The sequence below is a fragment of the Citrobacter sp. Cb028 genome (genome assembly GCF_030336705.1).
Taxonomy (GTDB): Bacteria; Pseudomonadota; Gammaproteobacteria; order Enterobacterales; family Enterobacteriaceae; genus Citrobacter; species Citrobacter braakii.
Map to the genome: position 1 here is coordinate 117,657 of NZ_JAOWCZ010000013.1, position 16,731 is coordinate 134,387.

General features: G+C 50.5%; 13 protein-coding genes. 3 read left to right on the forward strand and 10 right to left on the reverse strand.

Going from position 1 to position 16,731, the window contains the following annotated elements:
* Nucleotides 1–89 precede the first annotated feature (89 nt).
* The 4 genes from adiC to melR form a co-directional block, all read right to left on the reverse strand.
* Complete coding sequence (adiC, locus tag OGV75_RS00595) at nt 90–1,427, reverse strand: arginine/agmatine antiporter (RefSeq protein WP_016155410.1); 1,338 nt, start codon at nt 1,425–1,427, stop codon at nt 90–92.
* A gap of 127 nt (nt 1,428–1,554) precedes the next feature.
* Nucleotides 1,555–2,316 (reverse strand): AraC family transcriptional regulator, encoded by a 762-nt coding sequence (locus OGV75_RS00600; RefSeq protein WP_286480252.1) that lies wholly within the window; start codon nt 2,314–2,316, stop codon nt 1,555–1,557.
* A 315-nt stretch (nt 2,317–2,631) separates the two neighbouring features.
* Nucleotides 2,632–4,899 (reverse strand): arginine decarboxylase, encoded by a 2,268-nt coding sequence (gene adiA / locus OGV75_RS00605; protein WP_016155412.1) that lies wholly within the window; start codon nt 4,897–4,899, stop codon nt 2,632–2,634.
* A 277-nt stretch (nt 4,900–5,176) separates the two neighbouring features.
* The gene (gene melR / locus OGV75_RS00610; protein WP_286480253.1) at nt 5,177–6,109 is read right to left on the reverse strand and encodes a transcriptional regulator MelR; all 933 of its coding nucleotides are present in this window, start codon (nt 6,107–6,109) and stop codon (nt 5,177–5,179) included.
* A gap of 269 nt (nt 6,110–6,378) precedes the next feature.
* Here melR and melA point away from each other — a divergent pair, with 269 nt between their 5' ends.
* The 3 genes from melA to OGV75_RS00625 all read left to right on the forward strand — a co-directional run bounded on the left by melA (nt 6,379) and on the right by OGV75_RS00625 (nt 9,514).
* Nucleotides 6,379–7,734, forward strand: coding sequence for an alpha-galactosidase (melA, locus tag OGV75_RS00615; RefSeq protein ID WP_049259806.1), 1,356 nt, complete (start codon nt 6,379–6,381; stop codon nt 7,732–7,734).
* 92 nt (nt 7,735–7,826) lie between these two features.
* Entirely contained in the window at nt 7,827–9,257 is a 1,431-nt protein-coding gene (melB, locus tag OGV75_RS00620; protein WP_049282259.1) for a melibiose:sodium transporter MelB, read from the forward strand.
* A gap of 2 nt (nt 9,258–9,259) precedes the next feature.
* Nucleotides 9,260–9,514 (forward strand): SemiSWEET transporter, encoded by a 255-nt coding sequence (locus OGV75_RS00625; RefSeq protein ID WP_016155416.1) that lies wholly within the window; start codon nt 9,260–9,262, stop codon nt 9,512–9,514.
* 26 nt (nt 9,515–9,540) lie between these two features.
* On the opposite strand, the gene OGV75_RS00630 is transcribed toward OGV75_RS00625, so the two are convergent.
* The 6 genes from OGV75_RS00630 to OGV75_RS00655 form a co-directional block, all read right to left on the reverse strand.
* Entirely contained in the window at nt 9,541–10,158 is a 618-nt protein-coding gene (locus tag OGV75_RS00630; protein WP_016155491.1) for a DUF2238 domain-containing protein, read from the reverse strand.
* Between the two features lie 147 nt (nt 10,159–10,305).
* Nucleotides 10,306–11,952, reverse strand: a complete 1,647-nt coding sequence (gene fumA, locus OGV75_RS00635; RefSeq protein ID WP_016155418.1) for a class I fumarate hydratase FumA — start codon at nt 11,950–11,952, stop codon at nt 10,306–10,308.
* A 96-nt stretch (nt 11,953–12,048) separates the two neighbouring features.
* Nucleotides 12,049–13,389, reverse strand: a complete 1,341-nt coding sequence (gene dcuB / locus OGV75_RS00640; protein ID WP_003031873.1) for an anaerobic C4-dicarboxylate transporter DcuB — start codon at nt 13,387–13,389, stop codon at nt 12,049–12,051.
* 118 nt (nt 13,390–13,507) lie between these two features.
* The gene (locus OGV75_RS00645) at nt 13,508–13,810 is read right to left on the reverse strand and encodes a hypothetical protein (RefSeq protein WP_131341598.1); all 303 of its coding nucleotides are present in this window, start codon (nt 13,808–13,810) and stop codon (nt 13,508–13,510) included.
* A gap of 297 nt (nt 13,811–14,107) precedes the next feature.
* Nucleotides 14,108–14,827: a two-component system response regulator DcuR gene (dcuR, locus tag OGV75_RS00650; protein ID WP_016155419.1), complete on the reverse strand. Its 720-nt coding sequence runs from the start codon at nt 14,825–14,827 to the stop codon at nt 14,108–14,110.
* Entirely contained in the window at nt 14,824–16,455 is a 1,632-nt protein-coding gene (locus tag OGV75_RS00655; protein WP_016155492.1) for a sensor histidine kinase, read from the reverse strand. Before OGV75_RS00655 ends, dcuR begins: the two co-directional genes overlap by 4 nt.
* Nucleotides 16,456–16,731: the final 276 nt, after the last annotated feature.

The window sequence follows — 16,731 nt, forward strand, 5'->3', positions numbered from 1 at the left end:
CCTTAAGTTCTTAATGTTGATTTCAGGAATCGCGGGGGGCGGCGTTGGCCCGATGAACTTACGCCATCGGGCAACGACGACTGTTTGCGTTAGTTATTGTTTACCGGAGCATCCAATGGATATGGGTTTTTATGGATCCGATTGTAGTTCAGTGCATACAGCGCGGTGATGATCATCAGTGTGACGAATGACCACATCACCTCTTTGGCACCGGAACCGACAACGGCCCAAATACAGTAAACAAAAGCGATAAAGGTCACCAGTAAGTACATCGGACGCGCTTTACCAAAGTGACCATGGCCGAGCAGCAGCAGCGCGGCGCAGGTGTACAGATACGGCACCAGCGTGAAGATAACGGAGACCGAAGAGACCAGACCAAACTCTTTCGCAGCGTTTGGCGACATGCTGCTGAACTGGAAGATGGTCATCAGAACGCCGACGATAATTAACCCGGCTACCGGCGTACCGGCTTTGTTAACGCGGGCAAAAATCGGTGGGAACAGGCCGTCATCGGCTGCCGCTTTGGCGGTTTGCCCGGCAAGCAGCGTCCAGCCGCCCAAGGAACCAAGGCACCCGGCCGCGGCACAGAAGGAGACAATCGCCCCAGCGGTGTCTCCCAGCGCCATGCGCGCGGCATCACCGAACGGGGAGGCTGAAACACGCAGCGCCGCGTTAGGGATCATACCCATAATCGCCGTGGTGGAGAGCACATAGCAAACGGCGGCAATCAGCACGCCGCCCATGGTGGCGATAGGCACGTTACGTTTGGGATTTTTAACCACACCTGCCGCGACGGAGGCGCTTTCCACGCCGATAAATGACCACAAGGTTACGTTCAGAGTGCTTTGAATCGCACCGAAGGTGTTCATACCGCTGACGTTCCATGCCGCCATATAGGTTTCACCCCGGAACCAGAACCAGCCGAAGACGGCAATACCGACAATTGGCACCAGCGCCAGTACCGTTGCGACGGCCTGTACACGGGTGATCATTTTCGGTCCGACAATGTTCAGCAATACGAAGATCCACAGTACCACGACGCAGGTCAGCGTCAGGACCAGCGGATCTTTTAAGATGGGGAAGAAGTAGCTCAGGTAACCGACGCCAATAACCACCATGGCGATGTTACCAATCCAGCAAGCCAGCCAGTACAGGACGTTGGTCTGGTAGCCCAAAAAAGGACCGAAACAGCGGCGGGCATAAGCGTAAGAACCACCGGGACTGGAGTCTAAGGACGACATTTTCGCGTACACCATCGACAGCGCCAAAGCACCGATAATAGTGACCAACCATCCGTAGATTGCAATCCCGCCAGTTGACGCAAGGTTTGCGGGTAGCAGGAATACACCGGAACCCATAATATTCCCCGACACCATAAGGGTGACGGGGATTAAGCCCACTTTGTGAGCATCAGCATCCGTCGACATATTTAGTAACTCCTGATAAGGATAAATGACGTCTTATCATACCTCTTCAGAAGACTATTTTATGATGGCGGACTGGGGGTATCGCTAATGCTGATATTATTATGGCTTATCGCTAACTGATTAAAAATCAGGCAGCGGATGGCTCCCTATGTTGACTGACATAATGCAGAGGCGTCATCCCATAGAACTCTTTGAATACGGAAATAAAGTACGAGGTACTGTTATATCCGCACAGTTGAGAGACCTGGGAAATGTTTTTGCCATCCATCAATAATTGATTGACGGCATAACGCATGCGACACGTGGTAATTATTTGGCTGTAACTTGTATTTTCAATTTTGAGCTTTTTCTTTAACAAACTGGGGCTCAGGCATAAGCAACTGGCAACCATGCTTAAATTCCAGTCTTTATGTATATCGCTCTCAATAATGTGATAAACGCTGTCGCTGATACGACTGCGTAGTATATGCATGAGCAGAGAAATAAACTTTTTGCTGCCGAGAAAGCGTGATAACACCGTGAACAGTAGCGAGCGCGTGCGCACACTTTCACCTTCGTCCATTGTGTCCATTACGCTATATTGGGCAGCCACCCGGAAGACATCCGGCGTCAGACAGACGGCGGTCATCACTGGGTTGGCACTGCGTTGCCAGAGTGGGATCTGTGAAAGGTCTTTATTTAAAAAACGTAGATAGTCTTTAATGATATCACGGCTGATATGTACGACCAGTGCGTTATTAAGTGATGAGAAATCGATAATATTATTATCGCATGCTACCAGCGCCATATGATTAGCTTTTAAGCTGATGGCTTCTTTACCGTTAATCCTTAACCAAACATCCTTCTCCGTTAATACAACAACACAAGCTGCTCTGCTGCAAACCCTCATACCCAAACTCCAGGAATATGAACATAAAACACCGTAGCTCACCATCAGATGAACCATATCGGCTAAATTGAAATTGTATGATGAATCCAGGACCGCATTAAAATAACGTGTCTGAAATTAATTACAATGTTTGGTGGGATTTTTCTTATGTACACTTTTTTTTACGCAAGTGGAAACGTGATATTTGCGTATAAAAAAAGCGCGGGGTGGTCCCGCGCAAAAAGGTATGACAATGTTATTGTTTTGCAGCAATACTCAGGAATTACTCAAGCATGACATGTCTACCTTAAAAATCGGACTATCTATAAAGTGACATTATGCTTTCACGCACATGACGTGATATACACCGTCAATAATTTCCGTTCCTTCGGTTTCATGTTCAAATCCAGGGAAGTGGTGGTCCCAGGACTGCAACGAACGTAGATAACTAATCTGCGGGCTATTGGCGTCGCCAAAGTTTTCCCCGGACAGCAGCATTGGAATTCCCGGTGGGTAAGGAATCACGGAATTCGCAGCTATACGACCCGGCAGATTTTCAATGGCCACCATCTCAACGTTATCGCTGACTATCGCGTTATAGGCTTCACGCGGGGTGATTTCAGCAACAGGCAGGCCGGAGTAGGCCGCGTTGAGTCGGCTGCCAGGGTTGTTCTCTTTCAGCCAGGCAAACATGGTGTCGCCCAGATCGTGAATGCCCATGTTGGCGTAAGTGTCAGGATGTTCCTCAACCAGTTCTGGCATCACCTGCGCCAGCGGTGTATTGGCATCGTAATGGTGTTTGAATGAGCACAGGGTATTGATCAGCGTGCCCCATTTCCCACGGGTAATCCCCATTGAGAACAGGAACATAATCTGGAAATCGGTGGTACGGGTCGGCACGATACCGTGGCGGCCAAGCCAGGCGGTGACCAGCGCTGCCGGTACGCCGCTCTCTTCCAGTTCGCCATCATCGCCCATCCCCGGCGCCAGAATACTGACTTTGATTGGGTCCAGCATGCTCCAGTTATCCGGCAGGTCTTTAAACCCGTGCCAGGATTCACCCGGACGCATCACCCAGCAATTCTGGTCAGTGGTCAGGAGTTGAGTTGGCGCATCGGCAAAGTCATAGGTTTTGCCGGTTTGCGGGTCAGTCACCACTTCTTTGTTCCACGGTTTGAAGAACCAGTCGCCTTCGGCGGAAAATTCTTTGTACAAACGCGCCATGGCCTGACGGAAATCGACCGCTTCGTCGATCACTTCCTGGGTGAGCGACAGACCGCTGTTGCCGTCCATCATGGAGACAGCCACGTCGTTTGATGCGCAGATGGCATACAGCGGAGAGGTGGTGGCGTGCATCATGTACGCCTGGTTAAAGCGGGAGAAGTTCACGGCCCCACGACCTTCACGGACGTGAATGTAAGACGCCTGAGAGAGCGCGTTCAGCAGTTTGTGGGTCGAGTGGGTCGCAAAAACGGTAGGACCGTTATGATCGCCCGGCGCGCCACGCATAGCGTAGTGATCGGCATAAATTGGGTTAAAGCGGGCATAACCGTACCAGGCCTCATCGAAGTGGATGCGATCGCTGGTTTGCGCGAGCAGGTCCTGGGCCTCTTTGGCGTTGTAGCAAACACCGTCATAAGTACAGTTGGTCACAACGCTGTAAGACGGTTTTTGCCCGGCCTTGCCTTTGGTCAGCGGGCTTTCGCTGATTTTTTTCTGCAATGTTTCAGGTTGCATTTCTTGCGGGTAGATAGGGCCGATAATGCCGTACCGGTTGCGACTTGGCACCATGTACACCGGTTTTGCGCCGGTGAGGATCAACCCCTGCTCGATAGATTTGTGGCAGTTACGATCCAGCACCACGACGTCGTTGTCGGTCATACAAGCCTGCATGATGGTGCGGTTAGAGCCGGAAGTCCCGACCACTACGGACCAGGAGCGGTCAGCGCCAAACACGCGGGCGGCATATTTTTCGCTCTCGCCAAATGCGCCGGTATGATCCAGCAGTGAGCCGAGCGATGCGCGTTCAATACCCATGTCGCTACGGAATAAGTTTTCACCGTAGTAATCATGGTAAAAACGACCCGCCGGCGTTTTGGTAAATCCGACACCGCCCTGGTGACCAGGCGCCGCCCAGGAGTATTCATGGATGTCGCCGTACTTCATCAGCGCGCTGAACAGTGGCGGCAGAAGCTGCTGGCGGTAACGGGTCATCGCCGCAACGGCACGTCCGGCAATAAAGTCTGCGGTATCTTCCATAATCCAGGCGAATTCATCGACAAGCTCCAGCAGGTCGCGATCCAGCGATGCGGTGGCTTTTTCGCGATCGCCCAGCAGGAAAACGGGAACGTTTTGCTGGCGCTCGTGGAGCTTGCCGATCAATTGCCTGACGTTCAGGTGCTCGTCTTGTTGTTCCATTTGATAGCTGAACATCAGGCAATCAATGGCTTCATTAGCGGCGAGGATTGCGTAACCATCGTCGAATGAGGTGGACTTAATGACGGTAACATTTTGGCGGCTTAATGCATCAGCCAGACGTTCGACAGCGCTACCGACCCAGGTGTCCTGATGCAGAAACTCACTTTCAACAATTAATACTTTCATCATCTTTTACCCGGTTGTGGAAAGGTTGCAATTTATGGATTGCAGACACACCGTATGAATGTGACGCAGGCAAGTATTATCCTGACAAAATGGGCTGTAAAGCGGGTGATAAATAGTCTGATTTGTGTTTAATTTGTTTTTAAACAAATACTTATGTTTGCTTATTGGCGATTTTTCACCGCTGTTTATCGACAGGGGGAATATTTTTTTGGCTGATACTGATATCGGCGAACGATAGGGATCGTAGGCTGGAGTAACGCCGGTGGTTTCTGGCTGCTCAGCCAGCCATTGTTTGCCGGCGCTGCTGGCTCAGTTTGCGGTACTGCTGCGGCGACATGCCGACAAACTTGCTGAAGGTGTCATAAAAACGGCTGCTGGATCGGAATCCGGCGGTCAACGCGACGTCAAGAATGGTTTTATCGGTATCGCTAAGCAATGCACGGACGTGATTGATCCGCATTGCGGTAATGTACTGCTTCATGGTGAGTTGCATCACGCGCTGGAAAATCCCCATCGCGTAGTTGGCGTTGAGCTTCACGTGTTCCGCGACGTCGTTGATAGTGAGCACCTGATCGTAGTTATCGGCAATAAAACTCAGCATCTGGCTTACGTAAAACTGGGCGTGCCGCGAAACGCTGTTTTTGTGCGTCCGCGAAGTTTTATTGACCAGGATTGGCTGCCAGCCGGAAAGGCTAAACCGCTTGAGCATCAGACCAATTTCATCAATGGCGAGCTGGCGAATTTGCTCGTTCGGGTTGCTCAGCTCCTGTTGCCAGCGCTGAACTTCAAAGATGCTCAGCTGCTGCGACGCCAGCGATTTGATGACCATGCCATGGGTAACGTGGTTGATCAGTTCGCGATCCAGCGGCCAGGAAAGGAAAAGGTGCATCGGTAAATTGAAGATAGCCATGCTTTGGCAACTGCCCGGACGCGTGAGCTGATGCGGCGTACAGGCCCAGAAAAGCGTAATGTGTCCCTGTTTTATCTGCACCACTTCGTTGTTGATGAGGTACTCAACGTCGCCATCAAACGGCACATTAATCTCCACCTGCCCATGCCAGTGGCTGGCAGGCATAGCATGCGGTGAGCGCAGCTCAATATCCATCCGTTGATATTCTGAGTACAGCGACAATGGGCTGCGGGTTTGCTCTTCATCGCTGCTGCACATGTGCGGATCGGGGGGAAGAGGCGATGTCGGTAATGTACTCATGGTTGCTCCATTTCCTGAATTATCAGAATCATGTCATTTGCTGCGCATTAAGGCTGAGAATCAGGACACAAATCGGACCGATATCATTGAGCATAGCGAGATTTTGGGGCCGCATACTCTGCTTTTTGTGCAATTTTGTCCCATAAGCTCAGATCCAGTATGGGGCAAAGAGGCGATCTGAGTTTATGGGAATGCTCGCCAGGGAAGTCGGAAGTTTTCATCAATGCGCTGTGCCACCATGACTGTGTTCACTAATGTTCTGGAGAGTCATGATGTCTGCACCCAAAATTACCTTTATCGGCGCCGGTTCCACGATTTTCGTCAAAAATATCCTCGGGGACGTCTTTCATCGCGATGCGCTGAAATCTGCGCATATCGCCTTGATGGACGTCAATCCTACTCGGCTGGAAGAGTCGCACATTGTGGTGCGTAAGTTGATGGACTCAGCGGGCGCATCTGGGCGTATCACCTGCTATACCGATCAAAAAGCGGCATTGCAGGATGCTGATTTTGTGGTGGTCGCTTTCCAGATTGGTGGCTATGAACCTTGTACCGTCACCGATTTTGCGGTGTGTAAACGTCATGGTCTGGAGCAGACGATTGCCGATACGCTGGGGCCAGGCGGCATTATGCGCGCGCTGCGCACTATCCCGCATTTATGGCAGATTTGTGAGGATATGACCGAAGTCTGCCCGCAGGCCACCATGCTTAACTACGTTAACCCGATGGCGATGAACACCTGGGCAATGTATGCGCGCTATCCGCATATTAAGCAGGTTGGATTGTGTCACTCGGTGCAAGGAACAGCGGAGGAGCTGGCCCGCGATTTGAACATCGACCCGGCCTCTTTGCGCTATCGCTGCGCCGGGATCAACCATATGGCGTTTTATCTGGAACTTGAGCGTAAAACGGCTGACGGTGCTTATGTAAATCTCTATCCGGAGCTGCTGGCGGCCTATGAATCTGGTCAGGCGCCGAAACCGAATCTTCACGGTAATACCCGTTGTCAGAACATTGTGCGCTATGAAATGTTCAAAAAGCTGGGCTATTTCGTCACTGAGTCGTCGGAGCATTTCGCGGAATATACGCCGTGGTTTATCAAACCAGGGCGTGAGGATCTGATTGAGCGCTATAAGGTTCCACTGGATGAGTATCCAAAACGCTGTGTGGAACAGCTGGCGAACTGGAACAAAGAGCTGGAAGAGTACAAAACGGCGGCGCGGATCGAGATTAAACCGTCACGTGAATATGCCAGCACTATCATGAACGCTATCTGGACCGGTGAACCGAGCGTAGTGTATGGCAACGTTCGCAATGACCATCTGATCGATAACCTGCCGCAAGGCTGTTGCGTGGAGGTGGCTTGCCTGGTCGATGCGAATGGTATCCAGCCAACGAAGGTGGGTACTCTCCCGTCACATTTGGCGGCCATGATGCAAACCAATATCAATGTTCAGACCCTGCTAACGGAAGCCATACTGACGGAAAATCGCGATCGCGTTTATCACGCGGCGATGATGGATCCGCATACCGCTGCGGTATTGGGGATTGAGGAGATTTATGCGCTGGTGGACGACCTGATCGCGTCTCATGGCGACTGGTTGCCGGCCTGGTTACACCGTTAACACACCATTACGCCGGGCAGAGCATCCGGCGTTTAACCTCTGACGTTTCCTCTAACAGAAGGCGGGCGCTGGTAACGGCGACCCGATACCCTATGAGCATCTCTCTGAAAACAAAACTCAGTTACGGATTTGGAGCGTTTGGTAAGGATTTCGCCATCGGTATTGTGTACATGTACCTGATGTATTACTACACCGACGTGGTGGGATTATCGGTGGGGCTGGTCGGAACGTTGTTCCTGGCGGCAAGGGTCTGGGATGCGGTAAACGATCCCATCATGGGCTGGATTGTGAACGCCACCCGGTCGCGGTGGGGAAAATTTAAACCCTGGATCTTACTTGGTACGCTGGCGAACTCATTGGTGCTGTTTTTGCTTTTTAGCGCACATTTGTTTGAGGGCACTGCGCAAGTCGTATTTGTGTGCGTGACGTATATATTATGGGGAATGACCTACACCATTATGGATATTCCATTCTGGTCGCTGGTGCCAACTATTACGCTGGATAAACGCGAGCGTGAACAACTGGTGCCGTTCCCTCGTTTCTTCGCAAGCCTGGCTGGGTTTGTCACCGCGGGTGTGACACTGCCCTTTGTGAGCTATGTTGGCGGGGCCGATCGCGGCTTTGGTTTCCAGATGTTTACGCTGGTGCTGATTGCATTCTTTATCGTTTCTACCGTTGTTACGCTGCGTAATGTGCATGAGGTTTATTCGTCAGATAGTGAGGCAACGGCGGACAGCAGTCGTCTTGGGCTGAAAGCGATCGTTGGGCTCATCTATAAAAACGACCAGTTATCCTGCCTGCTAGGCATGGCGCTGGCTTACAACATTGCCGCCAATATCATTGCTGGCTTTGCCATTTACTATTTTACTTATGTGATTGGCGATGCAAGCCTCTTCCCGTACTACATGTCTTACGCAGGAGCGGCAAACCTGCTGACGCTGATTTTCTTTCCTCGATTGGTAAAAGCGTTGTCACGACGAATCTTGTGGGCTGGGGCATCAGTGCTGCCGGTGCTCAGCTGTATCGTGCTGCTGGTGATGGCGTTAGCCGGTTTCCATAACATCTTACTCATTGTTATTGCTGGTATTTTACTGAATATTGGTTCAGCGCTTTTCTGGGTGTTGCAGGTCATTATGGTGGCGGATACCGTTGATTACGGCGAATACAAACTGAATGTACGTTGTGAAAGTATCGCTTATTCAGTGCAGACGATGGTGGTAAAAGGAGGGTCTGCATTTGCCGCTTTCTTTATCGCAGTGATACTTGGGGTGATTAATTACGCGCCGAATGTCGCGCAGTCTGCAGAAACCATTGTTGGTATGCAATTCATTATGATCGCGCTACCTGCACTCTTTTTTGTGGTGACCTTAGTCCTTTACTTCCGCTTTTACCGACTGAACGGCGACACGCTGCGCAGGGTCCAGATTCATTTGTTGGATAAGTACCGTAAGGTGCCGCAGCAGCATGAACAACCGGATATCCCGGCTATTGCGATAGTCACCCCAGGTGATGTGAAGGCGTAGCTATGGAATGGCATTCGTGGATTGGGTATTTGGCGGCTAGCCTGACGACGCTCTCATTCTTACCGCAAGCGATTAAGGTCATTACCACCCGCAACACGCAGGGTATCTCCGGTTTAATGTATGTAATGTTTGTGTGTGGGCTGGTGTTGTGGCTGATTTATGGATTATTGATTGAAGATACTGCCGTCAGCATGGCGAACTTTCTGACACTCCTGTTCGCCTTGCCGATTCTGGTTATCAAGTCTCGCAATGGGTAGGGCAGATTGCCGGATAAGCGTCAGCGCTATCCGGCAGTTTTTAACTGTCTGTTGTGCCAGCCCGCCAACACGAGCACCGTGGTTAGCGCACCGAGCAGGGCGCAGAACATATCCGACTGGGTATCCCACGGGTCGCCCTGCGTCCCGAGAAAATCATCCGCTCCCTGACCCATCGCCAGCGCCGCCCACCATTCTATCAGCTCATACATCGCGCTAATCGCCAGCGCCACGCAGCAGACCAAAAATGCCAGCATTTTGCGGCCACGAACTATATTACCGCGCACTAAAATCTCTCTTGCCGTCAGGGCGGGCACCAGACCCTGGAAGAAGTGACCCAGCTTGTCATAGGGGTTACGACTGAGATCCAGCCACTCCTGAACCTGAAAACCGACAGGGACTTTAGCGTAGGTATACATACCGCCGACCATCAGAATGATGGCGTGCAAGAAAATGAGCGTGTAGAGCAATGGCGTCAGCGGGTAGCGCTTCACGGTCGCCAGTAACAGTGGGACGACAATAATGACCGGAGTAACTTCCATCAGCCAGGTGATTTTCTCCGTGGCAGAGACACCGGTGTAGATAAGTATTAGCGCCAGGAGCAGCGCGCCAGAGTGCAAGATTGTGGAGTTCAGTGTGCGGAGCATGGCGAATTCACAAGTAATGGAAAAGGTTACTATTCCCTGTGAGCGGCAAAAATTCAACGCCAGTAAATGGGGGGATAAAGTTGGCCCGGGGGGATCACTGGACTGACGCCAAAAATCTGTTGTCAGTCCAGTGCCGGGCCGAATGGGTTACTTCGCGCAGTTAGCGCATTGTTTGCTGACGATTTGCTGGAAGAAATCGTTGCCTTTGTCATCGACCAGAATGAAAGCCGGGAAATCTTCGACTTCAATTTTCCAGATAGCTTCCATACCCAGCTCAGGGTATTCCACGCATTCCAGATGTTTAATACTCTGCTGCGCAAGTACCGCTGCCGGGCCACCAATGCTGCCTAAATAGAAGCCGCCGTGTTTATGGCAGGCGTCTGTCACCTGCTGGCTACGGTTACCTTTTGCCAGCATGATCATGCTGCCGCCGTGAGACTGTAGCAGGTCAACATAGGAGTCCATACGACCCGCAGTGGTTGGTCCTAAAGAGCCGGACGGATAACCCGCAGGTGTTTTGGCCGGGCCCGCGTAGTAGATAGGGTGATCTTTCACGTACTGCGGCAGACCTTCGCCGGACTCAATACGTTCTTTTAGCTTCGCGTGGGCAATATCGCGACCGACAATGATGGTGCCGCTCAGCGACAGACGGGTAGAAACCGGATACTGAGAGAGCTGAGCGAGGATCTCTTTCATTGGGCGGTTAAGGTCAACTTTAACCACTTCACCTTCGCCTGCCTGGCGCAGCGACTCCGGAATGTACTGGGCTGGGTTATGTTCCAGTTTTTCGATCCAGATCCCTTCGCGGTTAATCTTGGCCTTGATGTTACGGTCTGCGGAGCAAGACACACCCATACCAACCGGGCAGGATGCGCCGTGGCGAGGCAGGCGGATCACGCGGATATCGTGCGCGAAGTATTTCCCGCCAAACTGGGCGCCGAGGCCGAGTTTCTGCGCTTCTTCCAGCAGTTCCTGTTCCAGTTGCAGATCGCGGAACGCCTGGCCGTGCGCATTACCTTCAGTCGGCAGTGCGTCATAGTAGTGTGTGCTGGCCAGCTTCACCGTTTTCAGGGTGCTTTCCGCTGACGTGCCGCCAATGACGAATGCAATGTGGTACGGCGGGCATGCTGCGGTACCCAGCGTGCGCATTTTCTCTACCAGGAAGTTTTTCAGTTTGCCGGGCGTCAGCAGCGCTTTGGTTTCCTGATACAGATAGGTTTTGTTCGCTGAACCGCCGCCTTTGGCCACGCACAGGAATTTGTATTCGTCACCGTCCACGCTGTACAGGTCGATTTGTGCGGGCAGGTTGGTGCCGGTATTCACTTCTTTGTACATATCCAGCGCCGCGTTTTGCGAGTAGCGCAGGTTATCTTCAATATAGGTATTAAATACGCCCTTGGAGAGTGCCGCTTCGTCGCCGCCACCGGTCCAGACGCGCTGACCTTTTTTACCCATGATAATTGCCGTACCGGTGTCCTGGCAGGTTGGCAATACGCCTTTAGCCGCGATTTCGGAGTTTCTCAGGAACTGCAGCGCTACGTATTTATCGTTTTCGCTGGCTTCGGGATCATGGAGAATTGAGGCGACTTGCTGTTGGTGTTCAGGGCGGAGCATGAAGGAGGCATCGTGGAAGGCTTGTTGGGCCAGTAGCGTAAGTGCTTCAGGGGCTACTTTCAGGATTGTTTCGCCTTCAAACTCGCCGACGCTGACGTGATCGGAGGTCAGCAGGTAGTACTCAGTTTTGTCTTCCCCCAGTGGGAAAGCCGCCTGATAAGTGAATTCAACTTTTGACATTTGCTTCCAGCCTTTTCATTTTTCTCAGGAATTTTAAAATTCTCTGTGTCTTGACGGTGGCGTGCCGTTCCAAAGCGGACGGCACGCGCACTGTAATTACAGGAAACCGTACATTGCGGCGAAGATCCAACCAAAGACACAGGATACGCTCACGCCGATCAACCCAGGTAGAATGAAGCTGTGGTTGATAACGAAACGGCCAATGTGGGTGGTGCCGGAACGGTCAAACTGAATAGCCGCCAGATCGCTCGGGTAAGTCGGCAGAATGTAGTAACCGTAACATGCCGGAGCGGAAGCAACGATGTACGCTGGATCAACCCCAATTGCCAGTGCGACCGGAACAATCGCCGCCAGCGCCGCAGCCTGGGAGTTTACAAATTTGGAAACCAACAGCAGAACAATTGCATAGGCCCACGGATACTCTTTCACCATATTGCCCAGCACACCTTCGATTTCCGTCATGTGCGCGCCGAACATTGTTTCGGCCATCCAGGCAATACCGTACACCGCCACAATCGCGATCATACCGGAACGGAAGACTTCGTTTTTAGATATTGAAGCGGGATTGGTCTTCGTCAGGATAATAATCAGCGCACCGGTCAGCAGCATGAACATCTGGATAACCAGTACCATTGACAGCGGTTTGCCGCTGAAGGTAGGGCGCAGCTCAGAGAACGCGCCGAGCACGGCAACAACGGCGATAGCGGCAAGGAAGATCCACATGGCCAGCCAGTTGCTTTTCGGCAGCTTTTTGTCTAACAGTGTGGCGGTATCGCCATAAACGTAGTTGTGGTTTTCAGGGACGGAAATAAACTTCTGGAACTCTTCATCTTTATCCAGATCTTTACCGCGGAACCAACTGAAGATACCGATCGCCAGGATACCCAACAGGGTAGACGGGATAGTGATGCTGAGCAGGTCGAGGAATTCAAGATGCTTGCCTTCAAACGTTACGTTACCCAGCATTGCGACCAGTGATACAACGGCCACGGACACCGGGCTGGCGATAATCCCCATCTGCGCACCGATAGAACTCGCCGCCATCGGACGTTCCGGGCGAATATTGTTCTTAATAGCAACGTCATAAATGATTGGCAGGATGGTGTAGACCACGTGGCCTGTACCGCAGAGAATCGTCAGGGTGCAGGTAACGAAGGGGGCGACGATGGAAACGTATTTTGGGTTACGGCGCAGCAGCTTTTCAGCGATTTGCAGCATAACGTCAAGGCCGCCGGAGGCTTGCAAGGTTGCCGATGCGGCCACCACGGCAATAATAACCAGCATTACATCTACAGGTGGTTTACCCGGCTGGAGATGGAAAACGAAAACCAGAATGACCAGGCCGATACCGCCTAATAAACCCAGCGCGATACCGCCCTTTCTGGCACCATAAAACAAACATATTAATATTATAAGAAGTTGTATACTAAATAACATTTTATTTACCCTCGCGAAAAAACCAGTCAATTTTTTGAAAAATGGATCTGTGCCACATTCTTTTTTGCCGGAATAGGCATCAAAAAATGGTCAGTATTCGATATGTCCGTATTTGCGATTAATGTTCAAATGTCTTGCTAGAATGTTTTTTTAACGTTATGGCGATATTTAGCTTTTTTCTGTGGCTTTGATCAGAGGAGAGAATCCTCAGGCGATGGGAAGCAGAGCTGGACATGGAGAGCTGCGGTTGACGCTGTAATTTATCTGTTTTGCGTTTTCCGCTATTTCGTGAACCACCGACAGAATGGGTGAGTAGGTTATTTGTGTGATCACGCTCACGCCATTTCATAATGTGATGAGGTTGGCGTGCGGATACTTTTATTTGCTCACAAAAATGTACGGTGTCCATGGTACGTAGCATGGTCTCCATTGCTACCAGTCTAGATTTTGTATGTCTGGTTAATTTCAGACTAATCCTTTATGGGTAAAAATACACACTCTGCGAGCTAGATAATACTTAATTAACTTTTGTTAGCGATTTTGAAATTAAAAACAGTGTGACGTTAATCAATATTAAAATAATACATTTAACATGCTGGATACAAATATATTTGATCTAACGCAAATTTATAATTCTGCAGCATGATTCAGAAAAGAAGGGATTTTTCATTATTTTAATAATTGTTACTTTCAAATAACAAATAATCCCAAATTGTTTTTATTGGCAATATTGTTTTAGTAATGAGTAATGTTCAGCCTGAACGCGGTAACGATAGACCGGTCTACCGGTTACGCCATAATGGATGCTGGTAAATAGGATGTGACAATTGACGAGCCAGATAAGATATTTACGGCAAGAAACGCGCGAGATATTGACCTCGTTGGCCAGTTCATCGGTGGAGAATTCCTGATCCTGATGCTCATCAATCCACTGGCACAGCGTGCGTAACGTTTGTGGCGTTAATCCTTTAGGTAAGCGCCGCGCTTCCTGTTCATTGGAGGAGCTGCCGTGAATCAACTGGTCAAGCTCAGACTGTTCATAGTACTGATGCTTTTCCATCTCGGTTTTCTTTTGTAGCCAGCCGGTCAGCGCCTCTTCAAAACGGGACGCCTGGAACGGTTTGATCAGGTAGTCAACGACACCATAGTGGAGAGAGTCTTTGATGGTGGTCGCGTCAGCGGCGGAAGAGATGACAATGACATCACACTTGCAACCTTCGCTGTGCAATACAGGCAACAGATCCAGACCGTTTTCTTTTTGCATATAAATATCAAGCAAAATCAAATCGATATGATTACCGCTATGAAAGATTATCTCTTTTGCTTTCTCCAGCGTGGAGGCTGTGCCGCAGCAATGAAAACCGGAGAGTTGCGCGACATAACGGCGGTTTAATTCCGCTACCATTGCATCGTCATCGACAATTAAGACATTGATCATCTGCTGGCCCTCTCACCATTCCACGGTAACTGTACAAAAAATTGGGTGAAGATCCCAGGTTCTGACTCGACGGAAATATTGCCGCCAACGTTTTCAACCTGTTGTTTAACAAGCGCTAAACCAACGCCCCGTTCGGTTCCTTTTGACGAAACGCCCTTCTCAAAGATGTGCTCAATGTGTTCGGGGGCAATCCCCGGACCATCGTCATTCACTTCGCAATGCAACCAGCCGTGTCGATAATGCAAGGATACGCTGATCTCGCCACCAGGTTCTTGACCTAGCGCCTCCAGGGCGTTTTCAATCAAATTCCCCAGAACGGTAATCAGCACAGCCACCTGATCTTCGTTGCTGTTTTCCGGCAACTGGCTTTCATTGCTGATCACCAGGCTATGGCCTAAATCAGATGTGCGATTAATCTTACTGAGTAAAAATCCTGCGATCACCGGGGATTTTATTTTTCCTAACAGTGAGCCAATCTCTTCCTGATAACTGTTCGCGGTCTTCAGGATGTAATTTTCAAGCTGCTTATAACTTTTCAGATGCAATAATCCCAGAATCACGTGCAATTTATTCATGAATTCGTGGGATCGTTCACGAAGTGCGTCGGCATAGTTGACCATGCCGTCCAGTCGTTGCATTAGTTTTCGGACTTCAGTCTTATCTCTGAATGTTGAAATGGCCCCGATGATTTTACCGTTGCTGAGTACCGGAACCGTGTTAATTAAGAGTAGCCGATCCTTCACCATGATCTCTTCATCGCGACGCGGCGTTCCGTCATGCAGTACCTGTGAAAAATCGACCACTTTTGACCATGCGTGGCTGAGCGTGGAGAGCTGGGCATCGTCTTGCGATTTGTGGTAATCCAGCAACTCTTGTGCCGCCTGGTTTATCAGCGTCACTTCACCGCACTCGTCAACGGCAATGACGCCTTCCTTTATAGAGTGCAGCATCGCCTGGCGTTGTTCGAACAGATTGGAGATTTCATAAGGCTCCAGACCAAACAGAATACGCTTGAGGACTTTGACAAATACCCATGTGCCGAGCAGCCCAACCAGCACGCCAAATAAGATGGACCAAAAGATGCTGCCACGGCTGTTATTGATCTGCTCAGTCACCCTGCTTAGCTCAAGGCCGATCGACACGACGCCTATCTGCCGGTGATGCTCGTCATAAATAGGGGTAAATACGCGCAGGGCTTGCGCCAGAAATCCGCGATTAATGGCGACATTCTCTTTCCCTTGTAGGGCCAGCAAAATGTCATCGCCTTTAAACGGCTGACCGATTCGCTGCGCTTCGGGATGGGAGTAACGAATGCTTTGCATATCGGTGACGACGATGAACAAAAAATCGTTGCTCTTATTCACCGCCTGGGCAATCGCCTGAATACCGCTTTCCTCGGGCTTTTTCATTAGCCCCTGGCGGATCTCCGGGGAGTTTGCCAGCGTTCGTGCGACCGCAAGCGCTTTACCCGCTAATGCATCGCGCGTCATGTTGCTGATTTGCGAGAAATAAATCAGATGAACGACAAGCAGTACGGAGAAGAGTACAGCACTGACCATGAGGATCACGGTAGTGCCGAGCTTCATCGGGCGTTTGCGTATAGCAGTACGTTGCAGAGAGTGTCTCATCACGGTCCTGGAATCACGGTTTGTATGGGTATTATCGCCTGATGGGATGCGTAATTCAAAGGTGGTAGGGATGATGGGGCATGGGCTGCCTGGGCTTTTCTTCTATATATAACGTAGAGCGAGTCTCTTTTTATATAGAGATTTCCTTATCTGCTTTCACTTCTTTCAGGGAGGCTGACCACTATTTTGCTTACGATTGTGGATAACTCTGTGTGTAAATGGGTATAAGGCGGGGTTTTGCTGTGGAATGCAGCGGTCAGTCATTTTTCTGCAATT

Bases quoted from the DNA above. Each gene is read 5' to 3' on its own strand.
- adiC (WP_016155410.1), bottom strand. From the start codon at position 1,427: ATGTCGACGGATGCTGATGCTCACAAAGTGGGCTTAATCCCCGTCACC.
- OGV75_RS00600 (WP_286480252.1), bottom strand. From the start codon at position 2,316: ATGAGGGTTTGCAGCAGAGCAGCTTGTGTTGTTGTATTAACGGAGAAG.
- adiA (WP_016155412.1), bottom strand. From the start codon at position 4,899: ATGAAAGTATTAATTGTTGAAAGTGAGTTTCTGCATCAGGACACCTGG.
- melR (WP_286480253.1), bottom strand. From the start codon at position 6,109: ATGAGTACATTACCGACATCGCCTCTTCCCCCCGATCCGCACATGTGC.
- melA (WP_049259806.1), top strand. From the start codon at position 6,379: ATGATGTCTGCACCCAAAATTACCTTTATCGGCGCCGGTTCCACGATT.
- melB (WP_049282259.1), top strand. From the start codon at position 7,827: ATGAGCATCTCTCTGAAAACAAAACTCAGTTACGGATTTGGAGCGTTT.
- OGV75_RS00625 (WP_016155416.1), top strand. From the start codon at position 9,260: ATGGAATGGCATTCGTGGATTGGGTATTTGGCGGCTAGCCTGACGACG.
- OGV75_RS00630 (WP_016155491.1), bottom strand. From the start codon at position 10,158: ATGCTCCGCACACTGAACTCCACAATCTTGCACTCTGGCGCGCTGCTC.
- fumA (WP_016155418.1), bottom strand. From the start codon at position 11,952: ATGTCAAAAGTTGAATTCACTTATCAGGCGGCTTTCCCACTGGGGGAA.
- dcuB (WP_003031873.1), bottom strand. From the start codon at position 13,389: ATGTTATTTAGTATACAACTTCTTATAATATTAATATGTTTGTTTTAT.
- OGV75_RS00645 (WP_131341598.1), bottom strand. From the start codon at position 13,810: ATGCTACGTACCATGGACACCGTACATTTTTGTGAGCAAATAAAAGTA.
- dcuR (WP_016155419.1), bottom strand. From the start codon at position 14,827: ATGATCAATGTCTTAATTGTCGATGACGATGCAATGGTAGCGGAATTA.
- OGV75_RS00655 (WP_016155492.1), bottom strand. From the start codon at position 16,455: ATGAGACACTCTCTGCAACGTACTGCTATACGCAAACGCCCGATGAAG.